Raw genomic sequence first — 26,686 nt, 5'->3', positions numbered from 1 at the left:
TTGGTTATTCAACAGGCGTGGTATAAGCCAACAGTTTTTCACAGGCTCCTGAAGAAAGAAGGTTGTTTTTTGTGTTAGATACAATGGCGTTGTTGCTACATAATATGCGGGATACGAATCCGCTCATTCACAATATAACCAATATGGTCGTCACTAATTTCACAGCGAACGGACTGCTCGCGCTCGGCGCTTCACCAGTTATGGCACACGCCAAAGAGGAAGTCGCAGATATGGCCCGGATTGCGGGGGCGCTTGTACTTAACATCGGTACGTTGAATGAAGAACTCGTAGAGTCTATGATTGTGGATGGGGTACCCGTGCTGTTAGATCCCGTGGGTGCGGGAGCGACTTCAGATCGAGCTGCTTAATATGCTGTTTGCTATAACGCCGGACGATGTGCGCCAGTACGGTAGGGTGCGCCCGCTAGATCGGATATTCTGAAATCAAGCATAAATCATACGATCTAAACATTTCCTATAAGTATTCCGATAACTATTAAATGGACACCTACTGCTCACACCATATATTGCCAATGGTGTATTGCAGCAGTAGATTTTTGTAAGCTTGCTTACGGGTTAGACAAATACATATTGTTATCAAGGAGAGCATAGATCATGAATAAGAAGCGTTTGCGCCAATGGATGGCTCCGTTCGCAACGGCTACACTGATTTTAAATACGGGATATGGTATCTGGGGAGGGACGGATGCGGTGGCGAGCCAATTCGCTGCTCTGAGTATTGCACCAGCAGAGGTGAACAATCTGACAGCGGCCCCGTTAGATACAACAAGGGTGAATTTGTCTTGGACCAACCCGTCTGACATCAATTTTGACCATGTAAAGGTGATCGGTGTCAGCAACGACGTGTATGTAGATAACATTCTAAGTAACTCTTATACACTGAGCGGCTTACAGCCGAATACGACATATACCTTCCGAGTAAAGACAGTGGGTAAGAGTGGGAGTGAATCTCAAGGTAATATAATACAGACTAAAACAGCTTCCGTTGATGCTCCTGTGGACAAGACACCACCAGGAGAGGTAAGCGGGCTGACAGCGGCGAATGTGGGCTACAACACTTTTACTGTGAATTATATATTACCGAAGGATGCTGACCTGAGCCAAGCCATTATCTATTTAAATGACAAAGAGGTGCAGCGAACTACAGGGACGTCCTATACGTTCAGTGGATTGATTGCTTCGACAAACTATAAAGTAACAGTTAAAACAGTGGACAAATCCGGCAATATATCTGGAGGGGTCAGTATTCCGGTTACGACTACAGCGCTCACCGTCGATACAGTGCCAGAAGTAACAGGAGCTTCTGTGACATCAGTTAATAACTATAGCGCTACTGTTTCCTGGACGAGGCCCAGCGGAATCAATACGGTCAGTCTGTATAAGGACGGACAGCTGGTAACCGATTCAACGGGAACATCCTATACATTCAACAATCTTTCGGCAAGCCAGACATATACGTTTATGATCAAGTCCAAGCGAAGCACAGGTGCATTGTCCTCTGGTGTGAGGCTGACTGCAACAACGAACAGCACGTCCTCTAATTCGTCGGAAGTATCCAATCTTGAAGTAGATAGCAAGAGTGATACCTGGATCAAAATTACTTACGATATGCCGAGTCAGGCCGAAAAAGTGAAAATATATGTTGATGGTGATTATAGGGGCACTACATCCTCTGAATCCTACAAAATTACGGATTTACGTGAAGGACGCTGGTATGAGATTAGGGTCACAAGCGTCAATAGAAGTGGAAGGGAATCAAGCGGTGTAAAGATCTCAGAACGTGCAGATAGTTATAGCTATTCCTCGTCATCATCTAGCTCATCGAACTATGAGAAAGCAAGAGATTTGATGCGAATTGCGGAAAACAGTCTGAATGCCTCCGACTGGCGCTCTGCCAGAGACGCAATCAGTGATCTGCCGAGCGGGACACGTAAAAGCGATCTTCTGGATCGGCTGGAAATTATTCGCAATAGAGCGATTGGTACCAGTAGTTCATCGACCGGGACAAGCTCAACTACATCGACTTCTGGCACAGCGTCTTCAAACTCTAACAATGCGTTTTCCTCATATTCAACTTCATTCACCCTGACACCAGGATCTACATCGGCTTATGTCGATGGTCGTACTACGATGATGGCTCAGGCACCACGAGTAATAAATGGGGTAACGATGGTCCCGTTGCGCTTTATCGGTGAACGAGTGGGTTACCAAGTGAACTATGATAAAGCGACCAAAAAGATTATCATGAATCGCCTTACCGATGGCAAACAAGTGGTGCTTCAAGTCAAGAATTCGACCCTTGCAGTGTACGAGTTAAACAACTCTCGGAATTACTCGACGAACATCACAGCTCCGGTTATTATTAACGGGCACACGCTCGTTCCATTACGGGTCATTAGCGAGCTTTCGGGCTATCAGGTGAACTATAATGCTCTATCCAAACAAATCACGATTACAAAATAACTGCTTCTGTGAAAACAATTTCAAAATAAAAAATTTGGAACTCAACTTGTCGAGAAACCCGGTCATTTCCATGACGTAGGGTTTCTCTTTTTTGTATGAAAGCCCGCGATTTACGCGAGTTCTTTTTGAAGATAAGCATCAATTTTTGCGAGGGCTTCTTCTGTACCGCCGGATTGCTGGAAGCTATCATTTATTTTTTGTATGCCTTTTTTATACGCTGCGTTCGATGTCACTTCATGTACGGCCTCTCTTAACGAATGTGCATTGATATGCTCTTTGGTTATTCGATAGCCAGCTTGAAGTTCCGTTAACCGCTGCGCGACCAACGGCTGATCCTTGTCCTGGGGCAGTACGACCAAGGGAACATTGAAGTGAATCCCTTCATTCACGCTGTTCATTCCACCATGAGTAATGAATACATCTGCATGACGTAATACCTCTAATTGGGGAACATAAGGAGAAATAATAAAGTGCTCAGGGGCCGGATTGATTTTCGTAAAGTCAGCCTTCTCGCCAGCTGCAATTACAACCATGCCTTCAAAATCGGCAAAAGCTTCAATACAGGTGTTAAAAAAGTCTTCAACATGATCCAAAACCGTGCCCATCGAAATATACAGAACCTTGTTATTTTGTAATACATCCAAAGGAAAAGAATGTTCCCCTTTGCGCTCAGGGAAGCTCGGACCGATAAAAAGGTTCTCCTCACCAAAACGGTCACCGTCCGGTTGGAAATATCGGCTGGTATAAACCACATTCAGCTCCCCTGAATTGTTCATAAATTGAACCATATGCTTGGGAGCAACCCCGAATCTTTCTTTCATGAGATGCAGTGAAGTCGTGGCATGTTCATCAAGCTGAAACGGCACTTTTACGTCAGAGCTAAAGAGATTGCTAGCCATCCGATTCTTTGAAATTAAAAAGGATGGTGATGAAGCAATACCTGGGATATTCAAATAATCTCTAACTAATTCACCAGCTCCGAATCTATCATAGAATACAAAGTCAAAATCAATATTTTCGGATAACTTCTGAGTAATTGCCAATATGTCCAGCGAAGTCTGAATATGAATGTTCAAAAATGCGTTCAATCCGTCCGGAGATGCAGTGTTGATGGAAGCAGTCCTGATCAGATCGGGGTGCAGGTGAACCGTTGCTCCAACTGCTTCGAGTCTGTCCTTGTATTTCTCAGTTGTAATGTAATGTACCTGATCTCCCCGTGCTGCAAAAGCCTGCGTAATCCCTATCGTAGGGTTCACATGTCCTTCTGCCGGAAAGTTAACCATTAATATGTGTAGCATTCATCATCACTCCTTTACTCATCGTTAGAGACCGCAGTTTTCACTGAATCTCTCTATTTATAATAATAACAATAATATTTATATTTACAAATGATATCCTTTCAATATTCCTCTTAAGGTCTCTCAGCACACCGTAAGAAGCCATCTATACTGTTGCGAACTTAGCAGCAGCTCTGCCCGTTTCCGTCCGATTTTGCTTACCTGGCTAACTGCGATTGTCGGGATGATCCCCCCATTGCTACGATGGGAGAAGCTGAAACGGAAGCATAAGAAGGAAATGTAAACAAATAACGATACAACGAATAGTAAGAGTAGTCTTATTCATCAAAAGCAGTATAAACAGATTTTGGATGGTACTAAAGGAGAGAATTGTATAGGTGTTCTTTTTTAGCCCACACCCTATTCTATTCTTGTTCATATGATGAAAGACAAACAAGTAGAAAAGAGGGCGACCCTTGAATAAAAAAGAGACCAGAAATGGTGTTTCCATTATTGCATGAACCTGCAGTTATACCGAAACCGCGTTAGGGGCTCTGCCCATGTTACCGTATATCAAGTTCCTGAAAACATATCATTAGGGCAATGTTTAAATGCTGGAATGATGAGGGACCGACTCTCTTTGGTCGCTAAATTTGATGATGATGACTACTACTCGCCGTTTTACTTGAAGGAGCAGGTTAAAGAGCTAAAGCGCACCAAGAGTGATATTGTGGGCAAGCATTCTTGCCTTGTTTATTTGAGTGCTTCCAATTTGAGGAAATGCAGAAAAAAGGGATTCAAAACGTATGCTACATCTCCTTTCAATTATGTATACCAGCGGAGACAGAACAAAAAGAGCCATACGTGGAGAGCGGGAGACGATTTTTATATAGAAGGGAGCCGATTGGTAGTGATAACGGATCATTACCGTTTGATCGCAGACAAAGAGGTTTAAAGAAGAGATAGCAAAACACTTCAAGTACCGATGGTCTGCTCATTCTACTGGATAATTTTCATCTTTCGTAAAAAATTTGAATGCCAGAAATTATATTTAACCACTAATGTCACTCGGCCTTAAGCTAAGAAGACAAGGGACAAGAAGGGATGGTATGGTATGGTATGTTCTGTCACGATATGGAGAAGGCACAAAGAGTTATCATAGTGGCATCTAAGTGTTCAAATTCCTTGAAATAAAGAGGTCTGAGCAAATATTAGTTGAATTTTAGAATTCAATAAATGACAAAGTTGCAATTGTTACAGGATCTGGGACGGGAATAGGCAGGGCTTATGCAGAATTTAATGAAGAATCAGGAAAAACCTAATACTGCGAGTGCAACCGGCGTTAAAGGTATGGAGACTTTTGCTGCTTATGGTTCTCAAAAAGAAGCTATTCGTGGATTGACACGTGTATGTGCCACTGAACTAGGGGCATTTAAAATAACGTGTAATGTGATCTGACCAGGTGCATTAACTGAGGCATCCAAGATGTGGAAAAAGGCTTTCCCTGATGAATATGCCGCAGCAGTGACACCTCAACCGATTAAACGATTAGGTGATCCCAAAAAAGATATTGCTCCTGTAGTCATGTTCCTAGTATCTGACGATGCACAGTTTGTTACAGGACAAGCCATTGGCGTTGAATGCTCTCTTAATAGGCGTGAGGAAAAAAATAATTTTACTTCATGAGGTTAGCTAGTATGAATACTGGCTGGCCTTTTTCGCATGAGTTGGGAAGGACCTGGAGCGATCACACCATCAGACAAATGAGGCCGATCAGCCAGCTCAGTCTTACAAAAATGAACTCAAAAGGAGAAAGTACACTGTCCTGTTCAATATGTGCTCACATCGGTCCTCATAGTCTGGGAATTCGCAATATCCTGAAGCCAATCTAAAGCACAAAGACGTTGTTTACGCTCTTAATTGATCCAGGAACAATTTCTTCAGGATCTTGAACTGTTCTGCCTCTTCTACCTGGGTATGAAATGCCGAAATGCCATTCAGCATGGCCATTTTCTTGGAAAAATTACCAAAAACGTTCATCATGGTAATGATGGTATCGGTAGTCATATGGTCCGTCCTTACGGAGCCGTCTTGCTCTCCAAGTAAGGCAAGCTCGCTGAAAAGTGCGATCAGTTTGTTGTATTGTGCCTGATAGATTTCTAAATCTTCCAGAGGTTCTTTTGACATCGAAACGTAACATTCAAATGCTTCAATAAGTTTAGAGTTTCGTTGATGCTCTGTGTTCTGAAAAAAGATGAGCGCACCGAAAATTCTGTCCAGCTTGTCGTAACAGTTGCCTTTGCCCCTAACAATTTCCGATAACACCTCAAATTCGGATTGGACAATCCTGGAAGCTACGGACACAATCAATTTCTCCTTTTTAGGGAAATAACGGAAGATGGTAGCTACGCCCAAACTCGCCTCCTTGGCGATTTCCTGCATCGTAGCTTGTTCAAACCCTTTATGGGTAAAAACGATCTGGGCTGCTTCAATAATATTTCTACGTCGCGTTATTCTCAGATTGCTGCGCTCATGTTCAAGTCTTTGACTAGGTTGAATGAGGAAGACCTCCTTACAGGATTTAGCTTCAATTATGCTAGCAAAGATGCCTCTTGCTTGTCAATGAACATGCTTGTATTAAACATAGCGAAGTACACAGATTAACTTTTACCTGGCTCACGAAGCAAAGTTGAACCTGCAGCAAGATACGAAGCTTTTCCAATCTAAGTATCTCTTCAATATGGAAGTGTTCTGCGTGGCCATAACTTTGGGTATAGTTGCACCCTCATTCTCAAAATGATATTATTACTATCATGATGATAGCTAAAATATCATTTAAAAAAACATATTAACTTTACTGGAGGATGAGCCCAATGGCATACAATGAAAATATTAAAATTGGTAATTTATTAAACCATGAGGAAGCGTTTGCTGTACTGCAAAAACATTTGCCTGAATTTGTAAAAGAACCAACATTTAAGATGGCTTCCAATTTCACTTTGGATCAGCTGGCTGCCCTTCCTCAAGTGGACATTCCCCTTTCTACACTAGAAGCAATTAAGAATGATTTGGCTCCAATTGTGTTTGTAGTAGAAGAAACTCCACAAACCCACGCTGCTCCTTCTTCCAGAAAAAATGATGCTTCGCTTGAGGGTAAAGTCATCACCATCACAGGTGCAGGAAGCGGAATTGGCCGGGCAAGCGCAGTGCTGATGGCATCAAGAAAGGCCAAGCTGGTGCTGGTTGACTTCAATACTGCTACAGGAGAAGAAACGCTGGAGCTTGTTCGTAAAAATGGTGGGGAGGCCGTTTTTGTTCAAGCTGACGTATCCCGAAGTGAGGATGTTCAGAACTATATACAGAAAGCAATTGAAACTTATGGGAAAATTGATGTGGCATTTAACAATGCTGGTATTTTGCAAAAATTCCAACCCTTTCATGAAATCTCGGAAGAAGAATTTTCGCGGGTGATTGATGTTAATCTGAAAGGGATATTCTTTGGAATGAAGTATGCCCTGCAAGTGATGGAGAAACAAGGCTACGGTCATATCATCAATACCGCATCTACGACTGCAATACGTGCCGAGCACAGTTTGGCTGCCTACACTGCAAGCAAGCACGGAGTTGCAGGTTTAACAAAAGCGGCTGCAATTGAGTATGTGAGAAAAGGAATTCGCATAAATGCCATCTGTCCTGGGGGAGTGGCTACAACCTTAACAGCGGCTGTTCCTCAATCACTGCAAGAAAGCGGTTATGTACCAGAAGAATTCCCGAATATGCGGATTGGGCGTTATGCAGAGCCTGAAGAACTAGCTGAACTGGTTGCTTTCATGGCCTCGGATGGCTCAAGTTATATGACGGGGTCCATAATTGTGGCCGACGGCGGTCTTACGCTCTGATTCGAGATAGCAACAAAAGAAAATAAATGTCGCATGGTTTCACACTTGAGTGAATTTATGTCGGTTATAAGGCTTCAGCAGAGGCACATCGCAGCAAGCGATGTGTCTCTGGTTTTTTTTATGTGACGGATCGTACAATCAACCACAGACCATGAAAATGTTTGGGCTGGAAGACTGCTCACGAGTCCTTTTTAGAAGAACTGTCGCACTTGGCTTGACAATCCGTCATATAAAAAAAATAATAACTATAATAAATAGAATTGACTGGCATTTTTCACATTACAGGGGGACTTCATATGGGCATACGATTCCCACATATTTCTTGGAACTCTATTCGTTTAAAGCTGGTTGTAGGATTATTTGTCGTTACAGTACCGCTTCTAGCACTGCTTATATACAACCATCATTACAGTATAAATGTTGTGCGTAACCAAGTGGCAATCTCCAATAAAAACTTGATTTCTTTATATATGGGTGAGATTGATGCTCGATTGGAAGTTGTGGAGAAAAATATACTCGGCCTGGCTACAACCAATTATGATATTCAGTCCATGGGTATGCCTAACTCTGAAGATGAGTATCAGCTTGCGAAATACAAAGTTTCGTTATATTTATCAAACAATATTCTTTTTAATGAATCAATTGATGCTTTTTTCGTATTTAATCATGAACGTCAAGATTTACTTGATGGTTTCCAGTCTTCTGTTGCCTACTCAGAAAGAATGCAGGTTGAAAAAAATCTTGTACAGCATTTAAATCAGCTTGCAAATTCTTCCGAACAGGCATCTCATAACTGGTATGTTAAAAAAATCGGGAACACGTACTATATTCTTCGTACCATAAAATCAGGTAACCTTTATATAGGAGCTTGGGTAAATGCGCAGACCCTCCTAGGTCCTATGAATTTGATTAATTTAGGAGCTAATGGTCATGCGCTGCTCGTTAATTCTCAAGGGGATCCTTTGGTTAGTGCCAATTTCCTTCAGGATGATCAGGTTGATCTTTCAAGAGGATTTCAACAATATTATTTAACTGGAAGCAAGAAAAATTGGTTGGTTGTGGGTAAACCTTCTCAGGTGGGTAAATTCAGTCTGGTCGCCATTATTCCAAATGAACAGATTCTGCAAAACTTGCCAAAGATAACTTATTTGATTGAATGGATATCATTCGCATCCATAGCTTTATTACCACTGAGTTTATTATTTCTCCATCGGGCAGTATTAGTTCCAATTAAACGTCTGATTTCAGTCATGAATAAAATCAATAAAGGGCATGTTAATGTTAGAATAGAGAACTACGGTGCTCCAGATGAGTTTATCATGGTAAATCAAACCTTTGATAAGATGATATCGCAAATAGAGGAATTAAAAATCAATGTCTATGAAGAGCAATTGAGCAAGCAGAAGGCGGAGCTACAGCACCTTCAACTTCAGGTCAATCCTCATTTTTTTATGAATTCATTAAACATATTGTTTAACCTGGCACAAGTGAGGAATTATGAGCTTATTCAAGAAATGACTTTGTGTTTAGTTAATTATTTCCGTTTCATGTTTCGCAGCAACCTTTCCTTTGTTACTTTGCAGGAAGAATTACAGCATGTGATAAATTACATTCGGATTCAGGAAATGCGATTTCCTGATCAATTGACATGTAGAATAGATTGTCCAGACTTTTTGAAAAGTTTACAGATCCCTCCGTTGTTGATTCAAACCTTTCTTGAAAATTCGATTAAGCATAGTGTTACATTAGAGGAACCTTTGCATTTATCTGTAAGCCTAGACTTAAAGGAAACTGGTTTAAGCCCTTATGTTGAAGTCGTTATTCGCGATACAGGGAAGGGCTTTTCAAATGACGTATTAGCTGATATTCGCTCGGGAAATCGAGTGATAGACGAGAAAGGAGAACATATCGGGATCTGGAATGTTAAGAAGAGATTATTACTTTTATACGGTGAGGAAGCTTCAATATCGTGTTATAATGGCTACCCGAACGGAGCAGTAGTGGAAATCAAGCTTCCTTATGAGGAGGAAGGTTAGAAGGGTGGGCCAAATGACTTATGTACCAAATATTAATTGTTGATGATGAAATCCATGCGGTAGAAGGAATTCGCTCAGGCATTGATTGGAATAAATTAGGAATTACAGCAGTCTTCACTGCTTATACCGTCAAACAAGCAAAGGAACTGTTTGAGAGAGAGCACATTGATATCATGCTCTGTGATATTGAAATGCCACAGGCATCAGGGCTAGAATTGACAGAGTGGGTAAGAGAACAATATCCGAAAACAGAAACGATATTCCTGACTTGTCATGCTGATTTTAAATACGCCAAGCAAGCCCTTCGGCTAGGAAGTCTGGATTATATTCTAAAGCCAGTGCCTTTTGAAAAGCTCGAAAAAGTGATAGAAAAAGCGAAAGGTAAGATCATTAAGGAATCAGAAATTGTCCAATACAGCCAGTTAGGACGACTCTGGTTTCAACATCGACCGATGCTAATCGAACGCTTCTGGCAGGATATACTGAATCAAACAGTCCCATCAAACTCGAAATCCGTAAGTCGCGCTGCGGCAGACCGAAATATTCCCTACATTGAAGAGAAGTTTTTTATACCTATTCTTATAAGCATTCAGAGATGGCACAAGCCTTTAAGTCTGCGAGAGGAAAAAATACTGGAGTATGGACTCAGAAATTCTGCAGAAGAAATCCTGCTTGGACCTAGCCATGATGGTTTGATCATTGAGTTGAATAACAGAAGAATGCTTGCCATATTATCAGTGGAAGCCAAACAAAATTTTTTATTGGATGTGGAAGAAGCATTTCAGCATTATATTAAGGAATGCAGCCAATATTTTTATTGTGATATTTCCTGTTATGTTGGAGAAAGAGTTCATGGTCATGAGATGTTAGGAATGGTAAATAAACTCAATGAAATGGAAAAAAACAATGTTGCTTACAACAATAAAGTTTTCTTGCTCTCTAGCCCTCAAGCCCATCCCTCCATATATAAGTCTGCCAATATAGATCTGTGGTCGGTTATGTTAATGGAGGGCGCGTTTGATGAGGTACTGATTGAAGTATTGCAGTATATAAACGGGTTCGAGAAGGAAAGTTTAAATGCTGATCTTTTGAATCGATTATATTTGGATTTTCAACAGATGTTGCATTTTGTCCTTCATTCAAAAGGAATCCAAGCGCATCAACTTTTTGGAGATTCCCACTCTCAGGAGTTAGCTACAAATGCATCCCGCTCCGTGACCAATTTGCTTGAATGGTTGAAACATATTGTAAATATGGCAAAGGAATATGTACGTTCTCTTGAGCAGAGCCAGAGCGTGGTGCAAAGAGTAATCCAATTTATCAAGCTTCATATCTCAGAGGACCTATCCCGTGAAGAGATTGCCAATCATGTTTTTTTAAATCCTGATTATTTGACTCGTATTTTTAAAAAAGAAACTGGAATGTCCGTATCGGAGTATATGTTTCAAGAACGGATGAGTCTTGCTCAAAAACTTCTCACGAAGACCGATATGCCCATCAGTGCCGTTGCATCCCATATCGGATATTCTAATTTCTCCCATTTTTCACGAATGTTCAAGAAACATACGAATTTGAATCCCAATGAATTTCGTCATTCGTGTCATCAAACCTCGGAAGAAGCCAAGCCATTAAATGAATAGCCAATAATGTGCGAAAATTAAAGAAATTTTAAAACTTCATCTTTGTGCTGAGCAAAACAACTAGATGAAATGAGCGAAAAAGTCTATAACTGATGTATAAAACCGGCCAAGATATCCTGGCCGGTTTTATAATTTGCAAAGGAGAAGATGTGGTCGGTAAAGTGCAACTCCAAAGTCGGCGAAACAGTAGAGGCAACAACTCCATACTACTAAAATAAGATTATATTATGATTTACATGGCTAGAGGTGGAAGGGGAATATTTATAATTCTCTGGCAAACCCGAATTGTGTTTTAGTGAGATGTGGCGAGATGTTCCGTTTAATTTATGTGTATTTTGATAACGCTTACACTAGGCTGTGTATTTCGTTAAGGTACAACACTCGGCTTGATTAAAAGCTAATTCGTAAAAAAAGGATGATTGACATGATTGGTACTTGGCATTTTTTACTCAAAACACCAGAAGCAAAATTGAAAATGCAGTTTATTATTGAGAAGCAGCCGACCTATAAATTATCTGTAGTAATGGAGCCTGTTCCACTGCCGATTGAAATTAATACAATTACAGTCAAAGAAAACGTTCTAACAGCTAATGGTACTTCTCCTCTTGTACCTGATGAACCCATTGAATTTGAACTTACCTTCGAAGATCAGGAGTTCTACGGCAAAATCAAACTTCCCTATCAGGAGGCATTCTCCATAAAAGGAGCTAAAGGACCGGGTCCCTCCCTTGCGGACGATCTAATTGCCGAGTTGGCTACTTATCGTAAGCAGGGTGTGAAGCAACGGAATGATGCCGAGATACGTCAGGCTGTAGAGGAGCTTCTTGGCAAAATGTCTGTCACTGAAAAAATCGGTCAGATGAGCCAATGTATGGCCTCCAATATTTCCTTGGGGTCTGAGATTGAATCCGATCCACCGGAAAAATTGATTACAGATGGTCGAGTTGGCTCTGTGCTTGGAGCTCTGGGAAGCAGTCGTGCGTTTGATCTGCAAAAAATCGCCGTAGAGCAATCCCCGAATGGGATACCATTGTTTTTTAACTTTGATGTAATACACGGGTTTCAGACTATCTTTCCAGTGCCACTTGCCTGGTCTTGCAGTTGGAATATGGAAGCTATCAGAGAAGCCTGTGCCATTAGTGCCAAAGAAGCTAGTGCCAGTGGTATTAACTACAACCACGGTCCTATGGTGGACGTTACGAGAGACCCACGATGGGGTCGAGTCGTAGAAGGCGCAGGGGAGGACCCTTACCTAGGGAAATTGATTGCACAAGCACAAGTTGAAGGCTATCAAGGGAACGATTTATCTGATCCAGACACAATTATCGCTTGTTTAAAGCATTTCATCGCTTACGGAGCTGCTGAGGCAGGACGGGATTACAATACGGTAGACATTTCGGAAGGAACCTTGCGTAACGTCTATTTACCTCCGTTCCAAGCAGGGATAGAAGCCGGAGCCGGATCAGTGATGAATTCCTTTAATATTTATCAAGGCGTTCCCGTAGCTGGCAACCGCTACCTTCTTAATGATCTGCTTCGCAAGGAGCTTGGTTTTGAAGGCGTATTACTTTCCGACTATGGTGCCATTGACGAGATTGTCGCACATGGTAACGCTAAGGACAGTAAAGAAGCGGCGAAGAAAGCTCTTGATGCTTCATTGGATATTGAGATGGTAACTCGTTCTTATGACCAGTTGGCGGATTTAATTGAACAGAATGTCGTTTTAGAAGAACAATTGAATGAGGCAGTACGACGTATCCTGACCTTGAAGTATAAGATTGGAATTATGGATAACCCGTTTGGCTACATTCGTCCAGAGAAGGAACAGGAATATCACTTTAGTGCGAAGCATTTGGAAGAAAGTCGGCGTTTGGCAGAGCAATCCATCGTATTGTTAAAAAATAACGATGTTCTCCCGATTGCAAGCACAGATCAGAAGGTAGCCATAATTGGTCCTTTCGGTGATACTTCAGACCTGCTTGGACCGTGGCAGTATTCACGCTACACAGAAGAAACTGTTACACTTCGTCAAGGAATCGAACAACAAGGAATCTCCGGGTCTAATCTGCTGATTGAAGCAGGATGCCATGTAGAAGAAGCGATGGATGGAGGATTGGAGCGGGCCATTACAGCCGCAGAACAAGCAGACATCATTATCCTTGCACTTGGCGAGAGCAGTGAAATGTCCGGTGAAGCCGCGTCTCGCATGGACATATCATTGCCGAAGGTGCAGCAAGAGCTGGCAGAGGCTATTGTGCGGATAGGTAAGCCCACCGTACTTGTGTTGACTAACGGGCGTCCCCTTGTGCTGGATTGGTTTGAGCGTCATATGGATGCCATTGTCGAAACTTGGTTCCTGGGTTCTCAAGCCGGGCATGCAATCGCCGATGTACTCTTTGGGAAATACAATCCATCCGGCAAATTGACGATGAGCTTTCCAACTCATTTAGGGCAAGTCCCGATGTACTACAACCATTTCAGTACAGGAAGACCTGTCACAGAAAAAAATAAAAATGACAAGTTTTTTTCAAGATATATTGATGGTTCCAATGAACCTCTTTACCCTTTTGGCTATGGTCTAAGCTATACAACAATTGAGTATTCTGAGATTCGCTTATCCCAAAAGCAGATGACTACTTTGGAGACGATTATCGCCAGTGTTAAGGTCACAAATACCGGAGTAGTATCAGGCGAGGAAATCGTCCAGATGTACATTCAGGATGTATACGGTAGCGTGGTTCGTCCTGTAAAAGAACTCAAGGGGTTTAAGAAGGTGACCTTAGCAGCAGGGGAAACACAAGAAATTCACTTCCATATTACTGAAGCAGATTTGGCGTATTGGAACGCGGACAAGGAGCTTGCAGCTGAACCAGGGGATTTCAAGGTTTATATCGGATCGAATTCCCGTGACGTGAAACAAGCCGATTTTGAACTCTCTTGATCTCAAGGCTTTTACAATAAACCAGGCATCTAAGCAGAAAGGCTGAAAACAAAATGGAACGAGAGCTAACAACCAGACAGTTGATTGGAGATGCTTTAGGACAATTTTCATTAAATGCTGTGACGATGTTGATGTCATTATTGATGTTCTTTTACACGGAAGTTGTAGGTGTTTCGGCAGGTCTTATCGGGACAATACTGTTATTAACCAAGGTCATTGACTCCGCGGCCGATATCGGTATGGGTTACATCGTGGACAGAACTCGCTCCAAGCATGGTCAAGCACGTCCTTGGCTATTATGGATGACCATTCCGATGTTCGTATTGACTGTACTGGTGTTCATTGTACCTAATATAAGCGACGGCGGGAAAATAGCATACATCGTTATAACGAATCTATTATTCTATATTTGTGTGATTACTCCGACTTCAATCCCTTATGCAAGTTTAATGGCATTAACAACGAGAAGCAATGAGGATCGCTCTATAATGGGCTTATTTCGGGCCGTCGCCTCATTTGTTTCGGGTGGTGTTGTCACAATTGCCTTTATTCCTGTAGTTAATATGTTAGGTGGAGGGCAAAAAGAATGGATCTTTTTAGCTTCGGTAATAGGATTAATTTCATCTGTCGGAATTTTTATTGCCTATAAATCTACGAGGGAAAAATATAACACGGAACAATTAAAGCAAGAAGGGGAGATCAAGAAGACCCTTTCTCTACTGACAGGTGCAAAATTACTTTTTTCAAACAAATATTGGCTGGTCACTTTTTTGTTAGGATTCTTCACTAATATCTCATTTGGCATGGCTAGCTTATCTGGTATGTACTATGCCAAATACATCTGGGGTAATGTAAATTTAGTGGGAATCCTGGGTGCAATAACGCTTCTCCTAAATCTTTTAGTGTTTGCCATTTCCGTCCCTATTATTAAACGTTGGGGTCAACGGAATACAGCTGTCGTCGGATTAATTGTAGGTATTGTAGGTAGCGTAGTTCGTATCATTGATCCACACAGCATTACGATTGGTGTCATTGGATCTGCGTTGCAATCGTTCGCCATGATTCCCTTGATGGTCGTCATGATGCCGCTTATTACCAGTACGATTGAATATGGAGAATGGAAGCATGGTCAACGGATCGTTGGATTAACCAATAGTATTAATTCTCTGGGCAATAAGGTAGGTACGGCCCTTGGAACTGCGCTTATCGGCTGGCTTCTAGCCTGGGGACATTTTCAAGAAGGAGCAGCTGTGCAAACGGAGTCAGCAAATTCTATAATTATAGTTATGGGTATCTATGTTCCGCTTGTATTGTATATAATTATGGCCGTTTTACTTTACTTTTACTCTCTGGAAAAACAATATACCCGTATACTGGATGATTTATCTAAAAGACGGAGTCCAATAGAGTAACCATGGCGTTGCCGGATTAACGAATGTACAGCAAATGAATGATACAATATGGTAGGAGGTTTATAAATGATTTATAAAGATGCAAGTAAGTTGATTCATGACAGAGTCAGCGACTTACTTGAAAGAATGACATTAGAGGAAAAAGTAGCCCAATTATTTTGTGCAACTGTAGAAGATGGAGAGGACAGTCTTGCTACTCTGAAAGAAAGTATGAAGGACGGGATTGGCACCCTAAGCTGTCTTAATGTCTCCTTAACAGGCGATAATAAGAAAGATATTCATAAACTAAGAAGTATACAAAAATATCTTATGGAAGAAACAAGATTAGGCATTCCAGTGCTCATTCATAATGAGGGGATAGCAGGAGCCCAGATACCGGGAGCGACGACTTTTCCGCAATCTCTTAATCTGGCTTCAACTTGGGAGCCTGAATTGGCTCGGAAAATGGGTGAGGTCGTAAAAAGGCAACTGCTGTCCTATGGTTTTAGGGCCGTACATTCTCCTCTTTTTGACTTGGGTAGAGATCCAAGGTGGGGAAGAATCGGCGAAACCTATGGAGAAGATCCTTATTTAGTTGCTCAAATGGGGGTGGGCTTTGTTAGCGGCATCCAAGGAGACAATGAAGTGATGTCTGCAGCCAAACACTTTGTCGGTTATGGAAATGCCGAAGGTGGCAGGAACGGTGGAGAACAGCAAATCGCAGAAAGAAGACTGCTGGACACGTATTGTTTCCCGTTTGAAGCGGCAATACATGAATCCAATCTGATGGGTGTCATGAATAGTTATGGCATCTTGAATGACCAAGCAGTGTCTACGTCAAAATGGTTGCTGACAGACGTCCTCAGAGATAAATTAGGATTTAATGGACTAGTTGTTGCGGATTATGGCAGTATCAGTCATGCTAATTCGCGATATCGGGTGGCACAAGACCCGAAAGAAACAGCTATTCTGGCGCTTCAGGCTGGAATGGACGTCGAGCAGCCTAATAACTATTGTTATAAGCACTTAGTTGAAGCTGTAAACTCAGGGGAGATTGAAGAGTTCTATGTTGATCGTTCCGTAAGAAGGGTTCTTGAAACCAAATTTAAGCTAGGCCTTTTCGAGAATCCTTACGAAGTTGGAGATTTCTTTGAAGAAATTAACAAGGCAGAGAATCAGATTTTATCTCAAGAGATAGCTGAGAAATCCATTGTTATGGTAAAAAATGAAGATCATATATTGCCATTAAAGAAGGAATTGAAAATTGCGGTTATTGGCCCATCTTCAGACAACAAAACGAACTTCTTTGGAGGATATTCATCGGTTGGTTCTGCAAGTACCAAAAGTAGTGATTTCGATAAATCCGAAGAAGACCACTATTTAAAAATAGCTTATGCTGGCGCCATTACTGAACATAAAGACGCATTCAAACCGTTAGGCATTGAATTTGAGGACCAACCGACACCGGAACAAAAAGAAATCATCATGAATTTAATAAAGCAAGGCCGAAGGGAGCATACTTCATCCAATAAGGTGTATGAAACGACGGAAGAATTTACGCAAACATTCTATCCGAATTGTAAATCCGTCAAGGACTTTTTGGAAGAAGAGTTTGGAAAAGATAATGTATTACATGCAAAAGGGTGTAATATTCTCCAGCCCATTGATGGTGGGATAGATAAAGTTAAAGAGGCTGTCCTACAGGCGGATATTGTGATTGCTGTATTAGGTGGAAAAGAAAGTATGATTGATCCTGAGGCAACCTGTGGAGAAAATAAAGATAATAGCAATATTCATCTTGAGAAACCACAGTTGGAAATGATGGAAGAAGTGTTCAAGTTGAATAAACCGGTCATATCCATCATTATTGATGGTAGACCATTAGCAACTCCTGCTATAAGTGAACAAAGTAAAGCAGTCTTGTATTCATGGCTTCCTGCACAGTCCGGGGCAGAAGCAATCGTCAACATTCTTACAGGAAAAAGAAATCCAAGCGGGAAGCTACCAGTGACAATTGTAAAAGAAGCAAGCCAAATTCCGATGTATAACAGCAGATTGCCATTCTATGTCGAAATAGATGACTGGGCCGAATTTATTGATCCTAGCAGCAACACACCGCTCTACCCATTTGGTCATGGATTAAGCTACACACAGTTTGAATATAGTGATTTGAGTCTGGACAGTACGGTTCAGTCCGATGGAGAATTGAGCCTGAAATTTAAGGTGAAAAATGTAGGAACATTTAGAGGTGATGAAGTCGTACAGATGTATATGAGGGATTGTGTAAGCAGTGTTGTAAGACCAGTTAAACAACTTGTTGGATTTGCTCGTATTAGCCTGGATGTTCAAGAAACGAATGAAATTACTTTTAAGGTCAATATGAAACAACTGGCATTCCATGATTTAAACATGGATCAGATCGTGGAACCAGGGAAGATAGAAGTGTTTATTGGAGCTTCATCTCAGGATATTCGATTAAAAGGTGACTTTTGTATTGTTGGTGAGAAAATGATTATAAAAAGAAAGGTGTTTTCATCAAGGGTAACAGTAAACAAAACTGTGGAGTGATAAAAACATTTAGTTGGTTATGATGTGTAGGTAATGGTAGACTAAAAAAGTGGACACCTTAAATTTAAGGTGTCCACACAAGTAGAAGTAAACTGTACATAACCATGAAATCGAAAAAACCATTAGTGGGGGATAACAATGAGAAAAAGAATGAGCTTAGTAAGTGCTCTTCTTGTCTTCACGCTGATATTATCCGCTTGTAGCGGTAATGATGTTGAAAAGGCAAAATCAGCCGATACTAAGGCAGATGGAACAGTGGAGTTAACTGTCGCATTTCCAATTTTCGGTGCTGCACCGAAGGATATCTCTCTCGTTCAAGATGCCATCAACAAAATCGCCCAGAAGAAAATTAATGTTACGGTTAAACTATTACCGATCGGCTTTGGGGATTGGCAGCAGCAAACCAATTTAATGTTCTCCAGTAATGCAAAGCTTGATTTAATTCCCACAATTTATAACTACAGTTCATTAGTATCAAAAGGTCAACTTATTCCTCTAGACGAACTTCTGACAAGACAGGGGAAAGGAATTACCCAAGCGTTGGATCCAATCTATCTGGATGCTGCAAAAGTTAAGGGCTCTATTTATGGCGTTCCTACCTTACGCGACATGGTCACCACTTATGGTATTGCGATGCGAAAGGATCTAGCTGATAAGTACAAAATTGATGGTGCACGGATTAGGAATATAAAGGATGTAGAGAGCGTATTAAAAACGGTTAAAGCTGGTGAACCGGATATTGCTCCATTGGTTCCGGGAGCTGTAGGTGCTTCTATACTCGGAACCTATCAAACGTATGACTCTCTTGGTGACCTAACCGGTGTTTTGCCAGGTTATGATAATCATTTGAAGCTGGTGAATCTTTACGAAACAGAAGAATATGCCAATCAGCTTCAAATGGTTAGAAAATGGTATGAAGAAGGGTTGATCCTTAAGGACGCCGCAACTAATAAAACTCCCAAATATGATTTGATCAGATCAAAACAGGCTTTTGCATACTTGCTCCGTGTCCAACCTCAAACATATGAAGGTGAGACGCTAACCAGCAGCGTACCTATGGAAGTTGTAGCATTCTCACAGCCGGTAGCCACAACATCAACGATAACCAATGTAATGTGGGGAATTCCGGTTAACTCCAAAACTCCAGAGAAAGCAATGAAATTCCTTAATCTGATGTATACAGATAAAGAGATTGCCAACTTGTTGATGTGGGGGATTGAGGGAAAACATTATGTATTCAAATCCGAAAAGATCATTGATTTTCCAAAAGGCGTTAATAGTCAAAATTCAGGGTATTACTTAAATACAGGATGGTTGTTCGGTAACCAATTTTTGTCTTATATTTTTAATGAGCAAGACCCTGACTCATGGGGGAAAATTAAAGAATTTAACAAGTCGGCACTTAAATCCAAAGCGCTTGGTTTCTCCTTCGACTCTACTCCTGTTAAGGCCGAATTTGCATCTGTGGGAAACGTTATCTCCCAATATGCTGTCCCACTTGAAACTGGAAGTGTTGATCCCGATAGAATACTGCCGGAGTTTATTGCAAAGTTGAAATCGGCGGGAATGGACAAAGTCATCGCAGAGAAGCAAAGACAACTCAACGAATGGGCGAAGACAAGCAAGTAACATTATCTTGTATTCTATACGGTCATGCAATTGCATGACCGTTTTTTAAATAGAATGGTCGGAAAAGTGCAAATCGGAAGTCGGTGAAGTGGTAGAGGATATAGTGGCAGATCCAATAAAATGGGCTTAGAATTGATAGTTTTACCGATGATACAACGAACCAAAGTATTCATATGAACCCTAGGGCTTATTCAGTACGTCGAACGTCAATACGTGCACGTTCCAGGTACTTATGCGGTTCGGTGATACTATTATTTCATAAAGGACATACAATTAAAATTCTAAAGAAAAGATGGTGACACACTTTATGATTAGAACATCCTTTAATGCCGATTGGACGGTTGGACCGAAAACGACTTATTTTTCCGAGCTTGCCACAGATCAATCCTCTTCAAAATTGGTTACGCTTCCACATGATTCCATGTGGGAAAATGAGAGATTGAAAGACGGTAGTAGCAATATTGCTTGTTATCCTGACGGGGAATACGAATACAAGAAACGTTTTTTCGTTCCCTCCGAGTATCGTAACAAGCGAGTTGCGATTGAGTTTGAAGGCGTATACAACCAAGCAATGATCTATATTAATGGGGATTATGCCTACCAGCAACCGTTTGGTTATAGTCATTTTTATGTAAAGGCCGACCGATTCCTCAAGTACGGGGTAGAGAATGAAATCAAGGTTATCGCTAAGACAAATAAAGATTCTCGTTGGTACACGGGGGCCGGTATCTATCGCAATACCAAGCTGATCGTTGGTAATCTGGTTCACACTGCCTTTGACGGTGTGAAAATTGATACACCTGATATCCATGATGATCGTGCTGTAGTAAGCGTAGCAACCGTAATTGAAAATGAAGGTTTACACACCGTAACTACGCATGTATTAAGCGAAATTGTCGATGCGAGTGGCACTGTAGTTGCGTCCGATCGGTCGCCAATTACGACTTTTGCAGGAGAATCTGCCACACTTCGTCAGCGTATGGTTGTAAGGGATGCGAAGCTTTGGAGCGTAGATCAACCGAATTTGTATACGTGCAGAACAACAGTTACAGCCGGAGATGAAGTGTTGGATGAAGAGACGACGTCCTTCGGGATTCGTTCGCTTACACTGGATTCCGATCGAGGGCTATGCATCAACGGGGACATCATCAAGCTGCGTGGAGCTTGCATCCATCATGATAATGGCGTAATCGGTGCAGCAACGATTGACAGAGCCGAAGAGAGACGGATCGAAATTCTGAAAGAAGCAGGCTTTAATGCACTGCGCAGTTCGCATCATCCCATGAGCAAATCTCTTCTTGATGCATGTGACCGTCTTGGTATGCTCGTTATGGACGAGAGCTTCGATATGTGGACCAGTTCCAAAACCGAGAACGATTATGCATTGCATTTCCCAGTTTGGTGGGAAAAAGACATCGAAGCCATGGTTCATAAGGACTATAATCACCCGAGCGTCATCATGTATTCGATTGGTAACGAAATTCCGGAGACGGGTAGCTCGATTGGTTCGATATGGGGACGTAAGCTGTCGGAGAAAATACGGTCCTTGGATTCTACACGATTTGTAACGAATTCTGTGAATTTTATGCTTGCTGTAATGAGCGATTTGGCTAAGCAGAAGGAATTAATGCAACCCGAAGCGGACGATGCTGGTGGCATTAACACGATGATGAATGATTTAGGCGATCTTATGGGGAACATCGTATCCAGTGAATTATGTACAACGAAAACAGCCGAGGCTTTCGCCAGCGTGGATATTGCAGGCTACAATTATGGAGATTCAAGATACCTCATGGATAAGGAATTATTCCCTAATCGTATTATCGTCGGAAGTGAAACCTTCTCCAACAGAATTGATAAGAGCTGGAAAATTATTAAGGAAAATAACCATCTAATCGGCGACTTTGCTTGGGCTGGGTGGGATTACTTGGGTGAAGCTGGAGTCGGAAGAGTTCAGTATGATATAAAAGAAGCTACACATTATATTCAAAGCACGTATCCTTGGATTACAGCTTGGGTCGGTGACATTGATATTGTTGGTAATCGTAGACCGGTATCGTATTACCGTGAAATCGTGTTTGGTCTTCGTAAGGCTCCATACATCGCAGTTCAGAGACCTCAGCATTATTTCAAAAAGGCTACTCTGTCAAGTTGGGGCTGGAGTGATTCTATTTCTAGCTGGTCGTGGAACGGACATGAGGGTCAACCGATCAAAGTGGAAGTGTACGCCGATGCCGAAGAAGTCGAACTACTGGTCAATGGCAAATCGGTAGGGAAAGCTGCTACAGGGGAAGCAAACCGCTTCAAAGCAGAATTTGATACCGTCTATGAGCCAGGAGACGTTACAGCGATAGCCTACATTGGTGGACAAGAAAGCGGCCGGATGACGCTTCATTCGGCAAGTGGTGATGTCAAGTTGGGAGCAGAAGCTGATCGAACAAATATTACAGCTTCCGACAGCGATCTTTCTTTTGTCATGATCAGCCTTATAGACGATCAGGGGAACCTGTATAACACCGCCGACCGCAAGGTTAAGGTCCAGGTTGATGGACCGGGCTTGCTTCAGGGATTCGGTAGCGGAAACCCCGCTTCTGAGGAAGATTTTTTCGATGATGAGCATACAACTTTTGACGGCAAGGCATTAGCAGTTGTGCGTCCGACCGGAAAAGGTACAATCACCGTAACGATCACTGCTGAAGGCTGTAATCCGCATACTGTTCGCATCAACAGCGGAGCTAATGAATGTGAATAAGGGAAATAGGTTCGTGATGTATAATTTGTAATAGGAGGATTTATCTTGGAAAATAAAAAAATAAAAGAGATCGTATCCCGAATGACGCTTGAGGAAAAAGCAGCACTTACTTCCGGCTGGGACAATTGGTTCACGAAAGGAGTTGACCGTCTCGGCGTACCGAAACTTCAATTAGCCGACGGTCCTCATGGTTTAAGAATCGAGCCTTTACAGAGTGAGGATACGAATCTATTTAACTCTAAACTCGCAACTTGCTTTCCGACAGGTTCTCTTCTCGGTTCCAGTTTTGACACTACACTAGCTAAAGAGGTAGGGGAAGCACTTGCAGATGAGTGTTTGGCAGAAGGCGTTGACGTTCTTCTTGGACCTTCACTTAATACCAAAAGATCGCCGCTTTGCGGCAGAAATTTTGAATACATGTCAGAGGACCCACTACTGGCCGGAGAGATGGGAGCCGCTTATATAAATGGCGTTCAAGGCAAGGGAATAGGAACGAGCGTAAAACACTTTTTCGCTAATTCACAGGAACACAGACGTGTGACTTCATCCTCGAACGTTGATGAACGTACTCTCCGAGAGCTATACCTAACTAATTTTGAAATCGCCATTAAAAAGTCTCAGCCTTGGACCGTTATGACTTCATTTAACAAAATTAATGGTACTTTTGCTGCAGAGCATACCCAGTATATCGAGGATATGCTATATAAGGAATGGGAATTTAATGGTTTTGTTGTGTCGGATTGGGGAGCTGTTCACAATCGGGTTGAAGCAGCCAAGGGAGGAACTGCGCTTACGATGCCCGCAGACTCCAAAAATGATTATAAGCTAGTAGAGGCGGTTATGTCTGGCGAACTTGATGAAAAGCAGCTTGATAAACTCTGTGAACGGATTATTGAGGTCACGTACCGTGTTAAAGAGGGGAAAGTGAAACAAGAACGCGACTTTGAAACAAGTCTTGCCCGAACTCAAAAAGCAGCGGAGCAGTCTATTGTATTATTGAAAAATGAAGGTGTACTACCTATTTCCAAAGAAAGCAAGGTTTCCTTTATTGGTCAATATTCTAAATCCCCTCGCTATCAAGGGGGAGGTTCCTCGCATATTAATTCATACAAAGTCATATCGGCACTTGATGCTGTTGCAGAAATAACAGAGGTTACCTATGCCCAAGGCTATGAGGACAATCAGGAACGGACAAACGAAGTTCTTCTGGCGGAAGCTGTTGAAGCGGCGAAAAATGCTGACGTAGCGGTTGTGTTTGTGGGTCTTCCGGAATCGTTTGAATCAGAAGGCTATGATCGTAATCATATGAGAATGCCGACTTGTCAAAATGAGCTCATCGAAGCGGTTGCGGCCGTTAATCCCAATACCATTGTAGTTCTTCAAAACGGATCACCTGTAGAAATGCCATGGGCAGATCAAGTGAAGGGAATCGTGGAAACCTATCTTGGCGGCGATGCTGTAGGTGCCGCTACTGTTAATATCTTATATGGTAAAGTCAATCCTTCAGGAAGATTAGCAGAAACGTTCCCTAAGAAGCTGGAGGATAATCCGTCCTATCTGTTCTATTTCGGTGAAAATGATAATGTAGAATACCGTGAAGGTGTGTTTGTTGGATACCGTTATTATGAGACAAAAAAGTGTGACGTGCTGTTCCCGTTCGGTTACGGATTGTCCTATACCACATTTGGGTATTCCAATCTTAAGCTGAGTCATACTACGCTGGATTCCGAAACGGAGACACTTACTGTTAGTGTGGACGTGACTAACACAGGTAAAGTTGAAGGCAAGGAAGTAATACAGCTATATGTTGCGCCTCACAAGGGGGTTATCATCCGTCCAGTGAAAGAGCTTAAGGGGTTTGCCAAAATAAGCTTAAATCCAGGGGAGACTAAAACCGCTACTTTTGTACTTGATAAACGTTCTTTTGCATATTGGAATATCGAATTAAACGGATGGCATGTCGAAAGTGGAAAGTACGATATCGTAATAGGCAAAAATGCGCGCGACGAAGTACTCAAACAAACGACAGTCGTAAATGGAGTGAAATTATTTTCTGGAAAGCTGACCGAACTTTCCACGATTGGAGAATTGATAGCAACACCGAAGGGTGCTGCATACTGGGAAGAAATTCAACCACGTTTTATTGAAGGCTCGATTAAAGCAGGTTTTTCCAAAGAGTCGGATGTAGAACAAGCAAACGCTAATGTGTCAGGAGAAGAACAAGACAGCAAAATTCAAGTATTGTTATCACTTGCTCTAAACACTCTATGTCTCGTTATATCTGATTACACCGATGAAGATCTTCTTGCTGCATTAGAAGAAATAAATAAGGAGGATTGGCGGACCTACTAAGTGAATAAATAAAAGTATGCATCGAGGCTTGGAAGATCACGACGGCCAAGATGATATTTGTAAATACTGCTTAAAGGATAACCATAGAACTGTCGGAATAAAAACATACTATTTTTTTGATTCAGCTATAATATGTTCAACTGAACTAAACGAAAATGAAATTTTCAGAGTAGCACACGGATGTTAGTATGGCATCCGTGTGCTTTTTTTATTTAAGATGTAGCATGCAAGTCGTTATTGCCGAAAGTGGATTGTCAACACTAAACTAGAACTAGGTGATAAATCGATTGGCATCAGAGTTATGTCTTAATTACTTTTACGAAATGTCTTAAAATAGCAGCTTTAAGGACTACTCCAACTTAACTGAAAATTGATACAACCATTCATCAATGCTGTGGTCAGGTACATTTAAAGCACGGTAGGTCGCTGGAACAGCCGGGTATCCCCCTACGTCTTCCTGACTATCAATTATCTTTCCTCGACCAGTCAGAAAATCGGAGATAATTCGTTGATCTGTAGCATCCCGGTCCTCCGGCCTTGCTCCTGCATGCTCAGTGACCTCCTTTACTACTGCCGAGGCTGCTAGTGCTTCAAGTCCTTCAACCCAAACAGGTGGATTGTCAAGTTCCTTAATTCCGCCAAAAGTCAGTGGGACTGACTTGCCATTACGGTCATAAGCAAGATTATCTTTGAGATAAGCCCAGCCGCTTTTACTGTTCGTTCCGACAATACCTAACCCTTTAGTCGTATCTACTCCATGCCGCATGTAATTACCGACGATACTGACTCTAGGGCCTTCCGGTTTGATCCCCGTATCCGTCCATTCATTCTCCACGAATCCGAGCCGAATAGCCCATTTTCCCGGATTATAAATGGCATTGTTAACAATTACGCCCGTCGAGAACGCTTTGAACCACGGATTACGTTCCATGTTATGGGCATAAAGGTTTCCGATGACTGCCACATCTTGGACGTAATCATGAACGAGCGTGCCCATGGAATGGGGACCCTTCTCATGAACGGAATTATACAGGCCCTCGGAGATAATACTATTGCTGAGTGTTACACGGTGGGTAGTCGCCTTGGTTCCGCTGGTACGAGGACCTGAGAAGGACATGTTCTCATCTACTCCCCAAGAAAAGGAGCAATGGTCAATGACAATGTTATAAGCGGAGGCTCCGTAAGTGGACACATCTGGCTCAAAGCCTGCACCTTGAGTGCTGTCACCGTCGCCCATCCGAAACCGGACATGTTGCATCAACACATCATGCGTTCTGATCTGCAAGCCTCCCTTGATGAATGTAATGCCAGGGGAGGGGGCCGTCTGACCTGCGATGGTCACGTAGGGTTCTCTCAGTTCAAGACGCACCTTTTCTAGATTGATGACACCGCCGACTTCAAATACAATAATCCGCGGTCCCTTGGTTTCTAATGCCGCACGAAATGAGCCTGGGCCGTCATTGTTCAGATTGGTCACCTTGATTACCTTTCCACCCCGGCCTGCTGGAGTGTCAGTCCCGTATCCCACGGCTCCCGGGAACACCGGTTGGGCTTCGGCTTGGCCAGCTGTTACAGCACCCATCATCCATACCCATAACAACAACATACATAAGCCCGCTTTCCATCCTTGTTGCAAACAGCTTCGTACATCCATCTAGGATATTCCTCCTTTTTTCTCATACTAAAAATAATATATATATCCTAATATAACTTTTTTT

General features: G+C 42.1%; 13 protein-coding genes and 3 pseudogenes. 13 read left to right on the top strand and 3 right to left on the bottom strand.

The genetic code is table 11. The features are described 5' to 3' along the window. Window positions 1-83 precede the first annotated feature (83 nt). Together ACIFQM_RS03480 and ACIFQM_RS03475 are read left to right on the top strand one after the other, a co-directional pair. A pseudogene (locus tag ACIFQM_RS03480) lies at window positions 84-359 on the top strand (hydroxyethylthiazole kinase); the annotation flags it as partial. Window positions 360-614: 255 nt separating this feature from the next. Next, window positions 615-2,483 (top strand): fibronectin type III domain-containing protein, encoded by a 1,869-nt coding sequence (locus ACIFQM_RS03475; protein ID WP_430043108.1) that lies wholly within the window; start codon window positions 615-617, stop codon window positions 2,481-2,483. Window positions 2,484-2,593: 110 nt separating this feature from the next. Here ACIFQM_RS03475 and ACIFQM_RS03470 read toward each other — a convergent pair whose 3' ends face one another. Next, a complete protein-coding gene (locus tag ACIFQM_RS03470) occupies window positions 2,594-3,781 on the bottom strand; it encodes a macrolide family glycosyltransferase (protein WP_430043110.1) in 1,188 nt (395 codons plus the stop codon). A 619-nt stretch (window positions 3,782-4,400) separates the two neighbouring features. Between ACIFQM_RS03470 and ACIFQM_RS03465 the strand changes: the two genes are divergently transcribed. Together ACIFQM_RS03465 and ACIFQM_RS03460 are read left to right on the top strand one after the other, a co-directional pair. Next, window positions 4,401-4,715, top strand: a complete 315-nt coding sequence (locus tag ACIFQM_RS03465) for a hypothetical protein (RefSeq protein ID WP_430043113.1) — start codon at window positions 4,401-4,403, stop codon at window positions 4,713-4,715. 332 nt (window positions 4,716-5,047) lie between these two features. After that, window positions 5,048-5,446: pseudogene (locus ACIFQM_RS03460) on the top strand (SDR family NAD(P)-dependent oxidoreductase). A 222-nt stretch (window positions 5,447-5,668) separates the two neighbouring features. On the opposite strand, the gene ACIFQM_RS03455 reads toward ACIFQM_RS03460, so the two are convergent. After that, complete coding sequence (locus ACIFQM_RS03455; RefSeq protein WP_430065013.1) at window positions 5,669-6,253, bottom strand: TetR/AcrR family transcriptional regulator; 585 nt, start codon at window positions 6,251-6,253, stop codon at window positions 5,669-5,671. Between the two features lie 662 nt (window positions 6,254-6,915). On the opposite strand from ACIFQM_RS03455, the pseudogene ACIFQM_RS03450 reads away from it, so the two are divergent. From ACIFQM_RS03450 to ACIFQM_RS03410, 9 genes and pseudogenes are all read left to right on the top strand, one after another. Further along, window positions 6,916-7,659, top strand: a pseudogene (locus tag ACIFQM_RS03450) (SDR family NAD(P)-dependent oxidoreductase); the annotation flags it as partial. A gap of 296 nt (window positions 7,660-7,955) precedes the next feature. Then, a complete protein-coding gene (locus ACIFQM_RS03445; RefSeq protein ID WP_430047084.1) occupies window positions 7,956-9,695 on the top strand; it encodes a histidine kinase in 1,740 nt (579 codons plus the stop codon). Between the two features lie 20 nt (window positions 9,696-9,715). Beyond that, window positions 9,716-11,335, top strand: a complete 1,620-nt coding sequence (locus ACIFQM_RS03440; protein ID WP_430043118.1) for a response regulator transcription factor — start codon at window positions 9,716-9,718, stop codon at window positions 11,333-11,335. Window positions 11,336-11,759: 424 nt separating this feature from the next. Beyond that, complete coding sequence (locus ACIFQM_RS03435; RefSeq protein ID WP_430047086.1) at window positions 11,760-14,276, top strand: glycoside hydrolase family 3 N-terminal domain-containing protein; 2,517 nt, start codon at window positions 11,760-11,762, stop codon at window positions 14,274-14,276. Window positions 14,277-14,329: 53 nt separating this feature from the next. Continuing rightward, on the top strand, window positions 14,330-15,688 hold the full coding sequence (locus tag ACIFQM_RS03430) for an MFS transporter (RefSeq protein WP_430043122.1): 1,359 nt from the start codon (window positions 14,330-14,332) through the stop codon (window positions 15,686-15,688). Window positions 15,689-15,754: 66 nt separating this feature from the next. Then, window positions 15,755-18,235, top strand: coding sequence for a glycoside hydrolase family 3 N-terminal domain-containing protein (locus ACIFQM_RS03425; RefSeq protein ID WP_430043124.1), 2,481 nt, complete (start codon window positions 15,755-15,757; stop codon window positions 18,233-18,235). A gap of 138 nt (window positions 18,236-18,373) precedes the next feature. Next, on the top strand, window positions 18,374-19,864 hold the full coding sequence (locus tag ACIFQM_RS03420; RefSeq protein WP_430043125.1) for an ABC transporter substrate-binding protein: 1,491 nt from the start codon (window positions 18,374-18,376) through the stop codon (window positions 19,862-19,864). A 307-nt stretch (window positions 19,865-20,171) separates the two neighbouring features. Continuing rightward, window positions 20,172-22,616 carry a glycoside hydrolase family 2 protein gene (locus ACIFQM_RS03415; RefSeq protein WP_430047088.1) on the top strand — a complete coding sequence of 815 codons (2,445 nt, stop codon included), beginning with the start codon at window positions 20,172-20,174 and terminating at the stop codon, window positions 22,614-22,616. Between the two features lie 45 nt (window positions 22,617-22,661). Then, window positions 22,662-24,968 (top strand): glycoside hydrolase family 3 C-terminal domain-containing protein, encoded by a 2,307-nt coding sequence (locus ACIFQM_RS03410; RefSeq protein WP_430043129.1) that lies wholly within the window; start codon window positions 22,662-22,664, stop codon window positions 24,966-24,968. Between the two features lie 349 nt (window positions 24,969-25,317). On the opposite strand, the gene ACIFQM_RS03405 is transcribed toward ACIFQM_RS03410, so the two are convergent. Further along, the gene (locus tag ACIFQM_RS03405; protein ID WP_430043130.1) at window positions 25,318-26,622 is read right to left on the bottom strand and encodes a pectate lyase family protein; all 1,305 of its coding nucleotides are present in this window, start codon (window positions 26,620-26,622) and stop codon (window positions 25,318-25,320) included. Window positions 26,623-26,686: the final 64 nt, after the last annotated feature.

It is taken from the genome of Paenibacillus sp. NRS-1782 (assembly GCF_050467685.1).
Classification (GTDB): Bacteria; Bacillota; Bacilli; order Paenibacillales; family Paenibacillaceae; genus Paenibacillus; species Paenibacillus terrae_A.
The sequence above is the reverse complement of the archived record's forward strand: the minus strand, read 5'-3'. Positions and strand labels throughout refer to the sequence as shown.